This window comes from Chitinophaga horti (assembly GCF_022867795.2).
Lineage (GTDB): Bacteria > Bacteroidota > Bacteroidia > Chitinophagales > Chitinophagaceae > Chitinophaga > Chitinophaga horti.
Map to the genome: position 1 here is coordinate 2,205,626 of NZ_CP107006.1, position 13,364 is coordinate 2,218,989.

The 13,364-nt window shown below is 49.4% G+C and carries 10 protein-coding genes; 4 read left to right on the plus strand and 6 right to left on the minus strand.

Translation table 11 applies throughout. The features are described 5' to 3' along the window. The first annotated feature begins 95 nt into the window (after nt 1-95). Nucleotides 96-2,933: a TonB-dependent receptor gene (locus MKQ68_RS08950; RefSeq protein ID WP_264282994.1), complete on the plus strand. Its 2,838-nt coding sequence runs from the start codon at nt 96-98 to the stop codon at nt 2,931-2,933. A gap of 90 nt (nt 2,934-3,023) precedes the next feature. Here MKQ68_RS08950 and ychF read toward each other — a convergent pair whose 3' ends face one another. After that, a complete protein-coding gene (gene ychF / locus MKQ68_RS08955) occupies nt 3,024-4,127 on the minus strand; it encodes a redox-regulated ATPase YchF (RefSeq protein WP_264282995.1) in 1,104 nt (367 codons plus the stop codon). 112 nt (nt 4,128-4,239) lie between these two features. On the opposite strand from ychF, the gene MKQ68_RS08960 reads away from it, so the two are divergent. Continuing rightward, a complete protein-coding gene (locus tag MKQ68_RS08960; protein ID WP_264282996.1) occupies nt 4,240-5,472 on the plus strand; it encodes a nucleoside recognition domain-containing protein in 1,233 nt (410 codons plus the stop codon). Nucleotides 5,473-5,508: 36 nt separating this feature from the next. Further along, nucleotides 5,509-6,762 (plus strand): YeiH family protein, encoded by a 1,254-nt coding sequence (locus tag MKQ68_RS08965; protein WP_264282997.1) that lies wholly within the window; start codon nt 5,509-5,511, stop codon nt 6,760-6,762. Nucleotides 6,763-7,280: 518 nt separating this feature from the next. Here MKQ68_RS08965 and MKQ68_RS08970 read toward each other — a convergent pair. Together MKQ68_RS08970 and MKQ68_RS08975 are read right to left on the minus strand one after the other, a co-directional pair. After that, entirely contained in the window at nt 7,281-7,589 is a 309-nt protein-coding gene (locus MKQ68_RS08970; RefSeq protein WP_264282998.1) for a thiamine-binding protein, read from the minus strand. A gap of 100 nt (nt 7,590-7,689) precedes the next feature. Further along, nucleotides 7,690-9,210 carry a bifunctional GNAT family N-acetyltransferase/carbon-nitrogen hydrolase family protein gene (locus tag MKQ68_RS08975; protein WP_264282999.1) on the minus strand — a complete coding sequence of 507 codons (1,521 nt, stop codon included), beginning with the start codon at nt 9,208-9,210 and terminating at the stop codon, nt 7,690-7,692. A gap of 197 nt (nt 9,211-9,407) precedes the next feature. Here MKQ68_RS08975 and MKQ68_RS08980 point away from each other — a divergent pair, with 197 nt between their 5' ends. Beyond that, the gene (locus tag MKQ68_RS08980) at nt 9,408-9,860 is read left to right on the plus strand and encodes a hypothetical protein (RefSeq protein ID WP_264283000.1); all 453 of its coding nucleotides are present in this window, start codon (nt 9,408-9,410) and stop codon (nt 9,858-9,860) included. Nucleotides 9,861-9,940: 80 nt separating this feature from the next. Here the strand turns inward: MKQ68_RS08980 and MKQ68_RS08985 are convergent, their stop codons facing one another. The 3 genes from MKQ68_RS08985 to MKQ68_RS08995 are packed head-to-tail and all read right to left on the minus strand — an operon-like array spanning nt 9,941 to nt 13,359. After that, nucleotides 9,941-11,191, minus strand: a complete 1,251-nt coding sequence (locus MKQ68_RS08985) for a glycosyltransferase family 2 protein (RefSeq protein ID WP_264283001.1) — start codon at nt 11,189-11,191, stop codon at nt 9,941-9,943. Nucleotides 11,192-11,203: 12 nt separating this feature from the next. After that, entirely contained in the window at nt 11,204-12,337 is a 1,134-nt protein-coding gene (locus MKQ68_RS08990; RefSeq protein ID WP_264283002.1) for a glycosyltransferase family 4 protein, read from the minus strand. Further along, entirely contained in the window at nt 12,337-13,359 is a 1,023-nt protein-coding gene (locus MKQ68_RS08995; RefSeq protein WP_244843886.1) for an NAD-dependent epimerase/dehydratase family protein, read from the minus strand. Before MKQ68_RS08995 ends, MKQ68_RS08990 begins: the two co-directional genes overlap by 1 nt. Nucleotides 13,360-13,364 lie beyond the last annotated feature (5 nt).

Sequence of the window (13,364 nt, forward strand, 5' to 3'; positions counted from 1 at the left end):
TAGCCCCCTCTCTTTCTTGGTAGAATGAGTTTTTTTGTTATATTTAGTAAAGACTTTTTTCCACGTATAGCAACCGAAAACCAAAACCTCCGTTTATGAAGAACTACCTGCTTCTGTACCCCTGTATGTTATTCCTGTTGATTTTTTCTGCCGCAACCGTGGTTGCACAGAGCCAGACCATCAAAGGTGTGGTAACCGATAAAACGACCGGCCAGCCGATGCCCGGCGTAACCGTGTCTGTTAAAGGCGCGGCTACCGGTGCGGTGACGGGTACAACCGGCGCCTTCCAGATTACAACAAGTCGCAGTTTTCCCCTGACGTTAGTGTTCAGCTCCGTGGGTTACAAAACGGAAGAACTGGCCGTGAACAGCGCGGCCGACATTAATTTCTCACTTACTTCCACCGAAATTTTAGGGCAGGAAGTGGTGGTATCTGCCAGCCGTGTTTCGCAGAACATTTTAGAATCGCCGGTGTCCATCGAACGCTTAAGCACAAAGGCTATCCGGGAAAGTCCGTCCATGAGCTTTTACGACGGGTTAACGAAGATCAAAGGGGTGGAATCGAGTCAGCAGAGTTTTACCTTCAACTCCCTTACTACACGTGGTTTTAACTCGAATGGCAATACCCGTTTCAACCAGTTTATCGATGGTATGGACAACCAGGCACCGGGTCTCAACTTCGCGGTGGGTAACGTGGTTGGTATCAACGAGCTGGATGTGGAAAGTGTGGAGCTGCTGCCTGGCGCCTCGTCTGCCCTGTATGGTGCAGGCGGTACGAATGGTACTTTGCTGATGAACAGTAAAAGTCCGTTCGATTACCAGGGACTGAGCCTGCAACTGAAAGGCGGTATTAATCACGTAAACGATAAACAGGCGCCGGTTGGTTTTATCCCGGACCTGTCAGCCCGTTACGCCAAGGCCTTTGGCAAGTTCGCGTTCAAAGTGAATGTTTCTTATCTGCAGGCCGATGACTGGCGCGCTTCGGACTCCAGCAATATAGACCGCCTGAACCTCGTAGGTAAACCGGGCACCTCTCATGCGGCTGATCCTAACTACGATGGTATTAATAGTTATGGAGATGAAATCAATGCCAATATGCGCAGTGTAGCGCAGAACGTGCTGGGGCAGGCAACGGCGCAGTATGTGGCCAACTACCAGGCACAAACCGGGATGCAGCCTACACAGGCGCAGATCAATACCTTCCTGGCGACCAATCAAACTACACAACCTTTTTATGCCGGCACACAGGCGGGCCTTATTCCTAACCAGACCGTATCCCGCACCGGCTACCGCGAAAGCGACGTGGTGGATTACAGCGTGAAAAGCCTTCGCGTGAACGCCGCCGCACATTATCGCTTTACACCCGACCTGGAGCTGATTTTACAAGGTAACTGGGGTAAAGGTACCAGTGTATACACCGGCTCCGATCGTTACTCGCTGCGCAACTTTACATTAGGTCAATATAAAGCAGAACTGCGCGGCAAAAACTTCTTTGTAAGAGGTTACACCACGCAGGAGAACTCGGGCGATGCCTACAACGCTACCGCCTTGGCCACGTTCCTGAATGAAAGCTGGAAGCCCAGCACCACCTGGTTCCCGCAGTATGTAGGCAACTTCGTAGGGGCACGCAGCCAGGGGCTCACAGAAGAGCAGGCGCATGCTTTTGCCCGTAACGCTGCCAATACCGGCCGCTTTGCACCTGGTTCGGATGCGTTCAATCGCGCTAAAGATTCACTCACCAAAAGATACATCGGTTTCGGTGCCGATCGTGGCGGCGCGAAGTTTAACGACCAGACGAACCTCTGGCACTACGAAGGCATGTACAACTTCTCCGAGCTGGTAAAGGTGTTTGACTTACAGGTGGGTGCCAACTTCCGTAAATATGCGCTGTCCTCCGACGGTACTATCTTTGACGATAAGGACCGCGACATCGACATCAACGAATACGGTGGATTTATACAAGTTGGTAAAAAACTCGCGAAAGACCGCATCAAACTAACGGGCTCCGTTCGTTATGATAAGAACGAAAACTTCGAAGGCCGCTTTACGCCACGCATTTCGGGCGTATTCACCGTGGCCCCGGAAAACAATATCCGCCTCTCCTTCCAGACTGGTTTCCGCAACCCGACTACGCAAAACCAGTACATCGACCTGCTGGTACGCGCCAATACTTACCTGATCGGCGGTTTACCGGAGCTGCTCACTAAATACGATCTCTATAACAATAAGGGGTATACGCAAAACAGTGTAAGGAAGTTTGGACAGACCGGCAATCCGGCCGACCTGCAGCAGTACACCTTCGGCGAGTTTAAACCCGAAAGTGTAAAGGCTTACGAGATTGGTTACAGGGGCCTTATCAACAAGAAACTGCTGATCGACGCTTACTACTATTATAACTCATACGAAAACTTTGTATCCACCCTGGTATTACTGCAAACGCCCGATGGTACACCGGCGGGATTGGCCACCGGTAACTATAAAGCCATATCTACCGTAGTAAACAATCCCGGAGAAGTAACGACCCAGGGCGCTGCATTGGGACTGGATTATGTAGAGAAAACCTGGACATTCAGCACCAATGCATCGTACAACACTATCTCTAAAGAACCGGAAGGTTTGTACAGCGATTTTAATACGCCTAAATGGCGGTTTAACGTGGGCGTGGCGAACAGTAACGTGTACAAGAATATCGGCTTCAACGTGAACTATCGCTGGCAGGATGCCTACTACTGGACGTCTACCTTCGCATATGGCCCGGTGCCAGCGTTTGGTACCATCGATGCGCAGATTAACTATAAGATACCGCAAGCCAAGGCGATCATTAAAATCGGTGCTTCCAACCTGCTGAACCACTACTACATTACCTCGTTCGGTAACCCGTCAATCGGTGGTGTATACTACGCCTCCATTACCTTTGACGGACTGTTCCGCTAACTTTCGAATTGCCATAATTGTCGACGGCCCCCGGATTACCCGGGAGCCGTCTCTTTTTGTTGTAACCTTCAAAATCACTTTTGAAGTGTCTTACACGTTAAATCGGAAGTGCATCACATCACCGTCGCTAACGATATATTCTTTACCCTCAATTCTCAGGCGGCCGTTATCGCGCGCGCTGGCTTCGGAGCCATATTTTACATAGTCATCATAAGCGATTACTTCCGCTTTGATAAACCCTTTCTCGAAATCGGTGTGGATCACGCTGGCCGCCTGTGGCGCTTTCCAGCCGCGGTGGATAGTCCAGGCGCGAACTTCCTGTACGCCGGCAGTGAAGTAAGTGATCAGCTGCAGCAGGTTGTAAGCCGAGTGGATCAGGCGGTTCAGGCCTGGTTCTTCCAGTTTGTATTCGGACAGGAACAGCGCTTTGTCGTCGGCATCTTCCATTTCGGAAATCTGCGCTTCGATGGTGTTGTTCATCACGATCACCTGTGCATTTTCTGCCTTAACAGAAGCGGCTAAAGCTTCAGAGTACTTGTTGCCGGTAAGCATAGAAGCTTCGTCAACGTTTGCCACGTACAATACTGGCTTTTCAGTCAGCAGGAACAGGTCAGCGATTGCTACACGTTCTTCTTTACTGAGGCCCAGTTCGCGGATATTTTTACCTTTTTCGAGATGTTCTTTACAAGCTTTCAGTACTTCATACTCTGCTTTAGCTTTGGGATCGCCGCCGGTTTTAGCCATCTTCTCGGTACGCGCGATTTTCTTTTCCACGCTTTCGAGATCTTTCAGCTGCAGTTCCGTATCGATGATTTCTTTATCGCCAACAGGGTTGATCGCACCTTCTTCACGCAGGATGTTTTCATCTTCGAAGCAGCGGATCACATGTACGATCGCATCTACTTCGCGGATGTTCGCGAGAAACTTGTTACCCAGGCCTTCACCTTTACTGGCGCCTTTTACAAGACCGGCGATGTCTACAAATTCGATGGTAGTAGGCACAACGCGTTCAGGCTTTACCAGCTCTTCCAGTTTTTTAAGACGGGGATCCGGAACGTCTACCAGGCCAACATTGGGCTCGATAGTACAGAAACGGTAATTGCTTGCCTGTGCTTTTGCACTATTACTCACTGCATTGAACAAAGTTGATTTGCCCACATTCGGTAAACCAACTATACCTGCTTGTAACGCCATTTTTTTCGAAAATTTGCGCAAAGATAGGATATACAATTGAGTAATGGTTGTTAAAATTGTTTATTTTGAGCGCTGGTAGGCAAATAACTTACCATTTCGTAATTATTAGCATATGGTATTGAACTATGTATGGATCGCGTTTTTTGTTATAGCGTTCGTGGTGGCTTGCATCAAAGTAATCGTGCTGGGCGACGTCGGCCTCTTCAGTCAGGTTACTTCCGGGATGTTCGACAGTGCTAAGACCAGCGTGGAGATCGCCATCGGATTGATCGGGATGATGACGATGTGGCTCGGCATTATGCGTGTGGGTGAAAAGGCCGGAATGATCGAGCGTTTTGCCCGTGCGGTAAGTCCATTCTTCTCGATCCTGTTTCCAGGCATTCCCAAAAAAGATCCGGCGATGGGTTCGGTAATGCTGAACTTCTCTGCTAATATGCTCGGGCTTGATAACGCTGCTACTCCCCTTGGCTTGAAGGCCATGAAAGAGTTGCAGGAAGTGAACCCGGATAAAGAAACCGCGAGTGATGCGCAGATCATGTTCCTCGTACTTAACACGGCGGGTATCACCTTAATACCAACCTCCGTTATGGCCATGCGCCTGGCACAGGGCGCGGCTAACCCGGCGGATATATTTATTCCTACATTGATCGGCACCCTGATCTCTTTTATTTCCGGTATGATTGCGGTGTCGCTGTATCAGCGCATTAAGCTCTTCCGCGGACCGGTATTGGTGTTCATGCTGCTGTGTATGGCTATCGTATCCCTGTTGTTCTGGTGGGTGAGCGTGCTGCCGGCAGATAAAGTGGGGCCGTACGTTGGCGGTGTTGGTGGTTTTATCATACTCGCGATAATCGTATGGTTCCTGATGGCCGGCGTGAAGCGCGGTATCAATGTATACGAAACCTTTATCGATGGCGCTAAAGAAGGCTTCCAGGTGTCAGTGATGATCATTCCTTACCTGGTAGCGTTTCTGATCGGCATCAGCGCACTGCGTACCACGGGCTGCATGGATTACCTTACACAAGGCATCGGCTACGTGGTGGGCGCATTGGGCTTCAACACCGATTTCGTACCTGCCTTACCGGTAGGCATCATGAAAACATTCAGCGGTGGCGGTGCCCGTGCAGCGATGGTAGATGTGATGCAGGCTTATGGTGCCGACAGCTTCCAGGGACGTATGGCCTGTATTATGCAGGGCTCTACGGAAACCACGTTTTATGTGCTGGCCGTATATTTCGGCTCGGTGAATATCAAAAAAACACGTTACGCCGTTACCTGTGGCCTTATCGCGGATGTGGTAGGCGTGATAGGTGCTATTATCGTTGGTTATATTTTCTTCCACTAGATACAAAACGATCAACCAAACATGTCGACTACTTCTATGAAAAAGACACTACACGAAGACTGGATCGCGGTAGTGCTCGCAGGCCTTTCACTGATCCTTATTTTTTCGGGCTTAAAACCCACCCTTCCGAAATTCGAGTGGAGTGACGGTGCCAGTCTCACTGCACAACTCAGCAGCGCTAAAAACTGGGGTAATATGGGCGTGCTGTACGTGTGGCTGTGTTCCTGCCTCGCTATAACAAGGCTCCTCTCCTCTCAACCGGTAAGTATTCACCTGTTCCTGGGCGCGTTATTCCTGGTGACGGTCGCGTTCTTTGCACAGGTAATCACCGGTAATAAAGCCATTCAGCAATACGGTATCGAGATCGTATTGTTCAGCCTGTTGCTCGGACTGTTCATCAGCAACGTGCTTCGCGTACCCGCCTGGCTGAAAGCCGCTATACAAACGGAATTATATATCAAGATCGGATTGGTAATGCTTGGTAGCACCATCATTTTCGGCGACATCATGAAGGCCGGTGCGTTTGGCATTATCCAATCAGTGGTCGTGGTGTTCACCGTTTGGTACTTCTCCTTTTGGGTATGTAAAAAGCTTGGCCTGGATGATGAATTCCGCATGATGATCTCCAGCGCTGTATCCATCTGTGGCGTTTCTGCGGCCATTGCTACCTCCGGCGCCATCGAAGGCGATAACAAGAAACTATCGCAGGTGATTTCCCTCGTGCTCATCGTTGCCATCCCTATGATGCTCCTGATGCCGCCGATCGCACATGCCCTGAATATGTCGCCTGCCGTAACGGGTGCCTGGCTTGGCGGCACGATCGATACTTCTGGTGCGGTAGTGGCTGCGGGCACACTCGCCGGCGAGGAGGCCTTCAAGATCGCTACCATCGTGAAGTTCTCGCAGAACGTGCTGCTCGGCATTGCTGCTTTCTGCATCTCACTATACTGGGCTTACAACAAGAAGCAGGAGAACGCGCCTAAACCTGGCCTCAAAACCATCTGGGAGCGTTTTCCGAAATTCGTACTGGGTTTTATCGTTGCATCGCTCATCTTCTCCTTCCTGGTGTCGCCTGCCACCTTCAAGGACCTGAAAGCGCCGATCAAAGACCTGCAAACCTTCTTTTTCGCCCTGGCTTTCGTGTGCATCGGCCTCGAAACAAAGTTCAAAGATATTTTTGGCGCAGGAAACAGCCGTCCGGCACTGGCGTTCGTTATCGCGCAGGTGTTTAATATCTTCTTTACCCTGATTGTTGCTTACCTGGTGTTTGGTGGGTTGTTTGGAGCGTAAAGGTATGACCATGGGCAGGCGATTGCAACTTGCGTATCGCTTTTTCTTTGGAAACGTTTATTGGGCGGGCGGGACTAGAGCGGATGTCTGCTTCATTTCATTACCAATGACAAAAAAAGGCCTTCCCGTCTCCTTCATGGCGACGCAGGGAAGCCAACTTGCGCTCTGATCTTCGCGTTTGCAACATATAATGACGGGTTGAGAGTGCTTGCTACTCCCGGGGGCATTTCGACTGGCGGGAGGCAACCTTCGTGCTAGTTTGGTTTGCTTGTCGTTAAGTTATGTTCAAGTTATGGTCAAGTTATCGTTAAGTTATGTTCAAGTTATAGTCAAGTTATCGGCAAGTTATAGTCAAGTTATCGGCAAGTTATAGCCAGGTTACCTGCAAGTTATAGCCAGTTTACCTGACTGTTATCCCAAACGTCGGCAGCCAATCTATCAACATATATTGACAAAAATAGAGCGGCCATTTCCTTCAATCTCCTGAAAGAAATGGCCGCGCTGTTTATCGTAATTATCTACAAACTTGCTTCCGCATCATACTTGCCCGTCTTCTCCTCCATTGTCACATCCTCGTCCTTACGGATCTGCATCTTTATATATACCAGCAGTTGCGAAGCGCCGGCTTTGAAGCATACTTCCTGGGTCTTTTTCACGACTTCCATCAATTCTTCGTAGGTTCCTTCCATGACGGTCTCAAACGGGCACACGCGATACTTTACGCCGGAGGCTTTAATAACGGCAATCGCTTCATCTACAACGGGATACACCTGTTCTGAAGGTACGGATGGTATGATCTGGAGAGCCAGGTTGATAGTCTTTGACATTATTTGTGTTCTTTTTACAGTATTGGTTAAAAATTTGGTTTTGCGCTTTTTCTTGTTTTGTGTTGATTGTACATTAAATTAAATGGGTCGTTTGAATGGCCTATTTCTGTTTAATGACGATCTCATATAGGTCCCTACGTATATCCTTCATCGTTTGCACGCTGCCGTATGCATGTAACTCCTTCAACAGCACAAGATCCACATCGGCGATCACGATCATCTCTGTATTTGGAGTCGCATCGGCTTTTACGCCGGTCACCGGAAAGGCAAAATCTGATGGGGTGAGGATGGCTGACTGGGCATATTGCAGGTCCATGTTATTCACCCTGGGCAGGTTGCCCACGCTGCCGGCAATGGCCACGTAACACTCGTTTTCGATGGCCCTGGCTTGTGCACAGAAACGTACACGGTTATAACCGTTCTGGGTGTCGGTCAGGAAGGGTACGAATAGGATTTGCATGCCCTGCTGGGCTAACAGCCGGGGTAGTTCGGGGAACTCGACATCGTAACAAATCACGATGCCGATCTTACCGCAGTCGGTATCGAATACACGTACTTCGTTGCCGCCTTTCATGCCCCAGGCGTTTACTTCGTTAGGGGTGATGTGAATCTTGGTATACGAGTCATACGTGCCATCACGGCGGCAGAGGTACGAAATGTTGTAAAGCTGCTCATCTATGACGGTGGGCATGCTGCCGGTAATGATGTTAACATTATACGACACCGCGAACCGGATAAATTCGTTTTTCAACCGCTCCGTATACTTGGCCAGTCCACGGATGGCGGCGGCCTGGTCCAGCTGATTAAACTCGATCATCAGCGGGGCGTTGAACAGCTCGGGGAACACCACGAAGTCGGAGCCATAGTCGCTTACTGCATCCACGAAGTACTCCACTTGCTGGATCAATCCATCAAACCCGTCGTAAGCACGCATCTGCCACTGTACCAGGCCAATACGCACGGTAGATTTACTGTAACGGATAGTATCCGCGTCTTTCTCGTAATAGATATTGTACCACTGCAGCAACGTGGCGAAGCCTTTAGAGGCCTCGTCGGACGGCAGATAGTTACGCAATATCTTTTTTACGGTAAAATCGTTGGAAAACTGGAAAGTAAGCGTGGGATCATAAATCTCCTTATCCCGCACCTTTTCGATGTACTCCCTTGGCGTGAGGCTGGCCGCGTACTTTTCATACTTGGGAATACGTCCGCCGGATACAATTCCCCGCAGGTTCAGTTGCTCACACAGTGATTTACGGGTGTCGTACAGCCTGCGCGCCAGGCGGCGTCCCCGGTAGTCGGGGTGCACAAATACCTCTATCCCATACAAGGTGTCGCCCTTCGTATCGTGGGTGTTAAAGGTATAATAACCAGTGATTTGTTCGTAAGTATGCTCGTCCCCGAATTTGCCGTAGTCCACGATAATACTGAGCGCGCAGCCCACTACCTTGTCGTTGACAGTTACGGCGATCTGCCCTTCGGGGAACAGTTTGATCAACCTTTTCAGCGTTTCTTCCCCCCAGTAGCTACCCTGCATGTCGGGGTAGGCCAGTCTCATGGATTCCTTCAGGTCGAAGTAGTCTTCCGCAGTTAATTGGCGGATCGCAACGGTTTCTGACATGGTTTTAGTACGTTTTGGACATGGAAAGTTACTGATATTTTCGTGTGATACGTTCGTATTGGGGAAATGCTTACATTTAATATACCAATTGAAAAATCAAACCTGTCATGAGCACATGAATTGTTCGTAATCACAGACACACGCCGACACAGTTACAGAGAAGAGTCATTTATCTATTTGCTTAAAGATTACATACGATGTTAGCTACGCAAGCCTCAGCACAACGAGTAATGCCCTCTATGCCCGCAACGAGCGCCGTTAATGCTTTAGACAAGAAACGCGCCGCCGTTATCCGATCTTTTGTACAGGACCTTTTCATCAGCCCGGACACGCCATCTGCCCTTGGTCGTTATATGGCTTATGAATGTAAACCGGATTGCAGCCAGTGTTTCTGCAAACGAGTGGAATTCGTAAGGGAAGAGACCGGCCCCTTTTTACGGGCGTATCACACTTCCAGGATCACGGTGCTGCCTTATGCTGCCATCCGCGAAATGAGAGGCTGTGCGGCCTTTCCGCTGCCTGCTGTAAACGAGATCTACGGCATTGCCAGCGGTAATACGGTCATCATGTACTTCCTGTTCGAAGTAGGCTCCGATAAACTGGTGTCGTTCTGTACGGAGCAGCAGGAGAAGTACTTCTTTGCTTTTTAATGGCGATCTGGCTATAATAGCAAAGGGAAAGATACGATGATCTTTCCCTTTACATGTTTTCTATTTTTATCAAGGCAAGCCTACTTGTTGAGCACTTCTTCTATGTACACCACTTTGGTATTGTTGGTACGCAGGAAGTCTTTGTTGGCATCCGTTACTTTCAGGAAAGCCTTTACCTGGCGCAGCACGAAGAACGGCAGGTGGAACATCGCCTTAAAGATGGCGCTGTCTTTACTCATCACTACTACGATCGAGAAGAAGGTAACAACGAAGGTAAAGATCGCCGCGAACCAGAATATCGCCCATGGCAGGCTGATAAAGAGGTTAGCGATCATAAACAGTCCGGCCGCACCCATCATCATAAATAAAGGCGGACGAAACAGGTTAATGCCGAAGAAAGTATTATTGAAGTTGAATCTCGACAAACCGTTTAGCAACACTTTCACTGCATACTCCATAGACGTGAAGTAGGCGTTGATCCAGCGGGTACGCTGTTTCTGCAAAGCGGCACCGTCCTCGATCTTCTCATCATAAACGATTGCTTCTGTCGCGTATGCCAGCACATCAACATTATTTACGATATCGGCCTGCATCTTTTTATCGAAGCCACCCAATTTGCTGAAGGTGCCGGGGAAGTTCTGGTACAGGATCGTTTTGTACAGCTCTACGTCCATCACAATGCCGAGCCCCCAGATGTGCGATGACAAACCGAGTTCCATACGCATGAGGCGGTCGATGAAGTTACAATACAGGTTACCGGAAGCGTCCATACGGGCGTACAGGGTGTCTGTATTTTTCGGCAGCATGTTCGTTTGCACCACTTTGTATCCTTTGTTGAAGTACTGGTTAACCACAGACAGGTAGTCGGGGTGCACCAGGTTATCGGAATCAAAAATGATGAACGCGTCATGCTTTTCGGTAAAGCTTTCGATAGCCAGGTCGATAGACTTGGTTTTATTGTTGAAAGCCTGTTCCGGCGCGAGAACAGAAATCCTTGGATCGTTGAACAGCGTGCGCAGGTGGGCGACTGACTCGGGTGTACAGGCGTCAGCTACCGCATAAATACGAAAGTGGCTGTAGCGTTGTTTCAGCAGCGAATCGATCAATGGTGGTACCAGCGTAAGATCGGTATGTGCGCAGATGATCGCACCAAAGCTGTATTGTTTCGGGTTGGGATTATCCGCCGCCTTTTTAAGCGGTGAATTACTCCAGCCGAACAGCTTTTTGATGCCGTATATGACCAGGAGTACGGTAGGCAGCAGTACAAAGAATGCCAGTATTACCTGTATCCCGATAAACACATCATTCAATATTTGTAAGAGTGTATTCATGATAGTAGCCGGTTATTTTGGGGCATTGAGCACCTGTTCGTACAGGGCTTCAATTTTTCGCGTCATGCTGTAAATGCTGTAGCGATCGAGGATCGTTTTTACAGCGTTCTTTTGCAGCATCGCGCGGAAGAACTTTTCTGTGTGCAATTTCACGATGGCGTTGGAGAGCAGCTCCGCGTTACGCGGTTCCATCAGCCAGCCATTTTCGAGATGTTTTACAATTTCCCTGGAGCCGTCCACGTTAGTGGCGATAACCGCCTTACCCATGGCCATCGCTTCCAGCAGTCCGATCGGCAGGCCTTCCCAAAGAGACGGCAGGCAATAGATATCGCTGGCATGCAGGATGGCCGGTACGTCGGCCCTGAAAGGCTGGTACACGATATTATCCATGATACCCAGTTCCCTGGCGGCGTCCATCATTTCGTCTTTCAGTTCCCCATCTCCTACTACGAGCAGCGTCATATCCTTTGCTTCCTTTAATGCGCCGGCAAAGCCGCGGATCATCGTAAGCGGATCTTTCTGAATGGTAATACGTGCGATGTAGCTGATCAACGTATGGTGCGCCGGAATGCCCAGCTCCTGGCGGATATCCGGGTAGATGCCTTCAGGATTGAACTTAATCGGATCGATACCATTGTTGATCACCGTAGAGCTGAACTTACCGAAGTGCGTAACACCGGTGCTTTGGTTAGATGCCGATACCGAGATATTATGATTTACCCTGTTAGTGATAAACCGCTCGGACATGACACGCACCTTCTTCTGCACGAATGGCTGATCATCGTGAAATGACCAGCCGTGAATAGTATAAACGATGGGTAGACCTAATGCCTTGGTAGGAATCAGCAGATTACTGGCCGCTCTTGATCCGTGGGCATGTACGAGGTCGATCTGCTCTTTTTTAAGCAGGGCCTTCACCCGTTGCCACTGGCGGATGTCAAAAGCTTTAAGCGATGGGATCACATAATTTTTGATGCCCATTTCGTTCAGCCGGGTAATCATGGGACCATCCGTGAAGGATAGTACAACCGGTTCGAAACGTGATTTGTCCAGTTGCTCTGTAAGCCCCAGTACGTGCGTTTCTCCCCCGCCTACCAAACCCTGACGGATGGTCTGTAAAACTTTTATTTTTTTACTTGTAGCCATTATGCAGGCACTGCTTCGGTCTGCGGCGCTTTACGCTCCCAGCCCTGTGGCAGTTTTTCGTAAATCTCAATGTTTTCAAACTCTTTGCTCTTGCGGGCGCCTACCACTTTAGCCCAGGCAGCCATCTTGGCAATACCTTCAGCCAGGGTTACACCACTGCCTTCGCCGAATACGCCGTGTGCTTTAGCGTGGTCGGAATAAGCGTGCACCACTTCGTTACGGGCAGCCAGGTATTTGATGTTCGGCTCAACACCAAAGTAACCGCTTACCACTTTCGCCAGTTCGTTTACGGTGTAAGGTTTATCCGCACCGATGTTGAACACCTGGTTGTAAGAAGCCGGGATGTCAACAGACTTCGCGATCGGAATAGCTACGTCATCAATGTAAGAGAAGGCACGAGTTTGTTCGCCGTCACCGAAAATGGTGAGCTGCTGGCCCTGCATGATCTGGTTCATGAAAATGCCGATTACGTTACGGTACTTATCGCCAATGTTCTGGTTTTCACCGTATACGTTGTGCGGACGGAATACCACGTAGTTCAGGCCGAACATTTCGTGGGCAGCTTTCAGGTCCAATTCTACCGCGTATTTAGATACACCATATGGATCTTCCGGCTGGGGCACCATATCTTCACGCATTGGCAGCTGGCCTGCGCCATATACCGCGATAGAAGAGGTGAACACGAAACATTTTACTTTATGTTTGATAGACTCGTTGATCAGGTTGATGCTGCCAATGAGGTTGTTATTGTAGTTGAACCTGCGGATGAAGTGCGACAGACCTTCTGCTGCATAAGCCGCCAGGTGATATACGTAAGTGAATTTGTATTCGGCGAACAGGCTGGTAACCAGCTGATCGTCTACAACAGAACCCTGAACGAAGATTGCGCCTTCGGGGATGTGATCTTCAAAACCACCGCTCAGGTCGTCCAGTACTACTACTTTATGACCAGCCGCCAAACAATGTTTTACCACGTGAGATCCAATAAATCCGGCACCTCCGGTAACTAAAGATGTAATCATATCAA

Excerpts from the sequence above, each read along its gene's own strand:
- MKQ68_RS08960 (WP_264282996.1), top strand. The coding sequence starts at position 4,240 with ATGGTATTGAACTATGTATGGATCGCGTTTTTTGTTATAGCGTTCGTG.
- MKQ68_RS08970 (WP_264282998.1), bottom strand. The coding sequence starts at position 7,589 with ATGTCAAAGACTATCAACCTGGCTCTCCAGATCATACCATCCGTACCT.
- MKQ68_RS08990 (WP_264283002.1), bottom strand. The coding sequence starts at position 12,337 with ATGGCTACAAGTAAAAAAATAAAAGTTTTACAGACCATCCGTCAGGGT.
- MKQ68_RS08975 (WP_264282999.1), bottom strand. The coding sequence starts at position 9,210 with ATGTCAGAAACCGTTGCGATCCGCCAATTAACTGCGGAAGACTACTTC.
- MKQ68_RS08965 (WP_264282997.1), top strand. The coding sequence starts at position 5,509 with ATGAAAAAGACACTACACGAAGACTGGATCGCGGTAGTGCTCGCAGGC.
- MKQ68_RS08950 (WP_264282994.1), top strand. The coding sequence starts at position 96 with ATGAAGAACTACCTGCTTCTGTACCCCTGTATGTTATTCCTGTTGATT.
- ychF (WP_264282995.1), bottom strand. The coding sequence starts at position 4,127 with ATGGCGTTACAAGCAGGTATAGTTGGTTTACCGAATGTGGGCAAATCA.
- MKQ68_RS08995 (WP_244843886.1), bottom strand. The coding sequence starts at position 13,359 with ATGATTACATCTTTAGTTACCGGAGGTGCCGGATTTATTGGATCTCAC.
- MKQ68_RS08980 (WP_264283000.1), top strand. The coding sequence starts at position 9,408 with ATGTTAGCTACGCAAGCCTCAGCACAACGAGTAATGCCCTCTATGCCC.
- MKQ68_RS08985 (WP_264283001.1), bottom strand. The coding sequence starts at position 11,191 with ATGAATACACTCTTACAAATATTGAATGATGTGTTTATCGGGATACAG.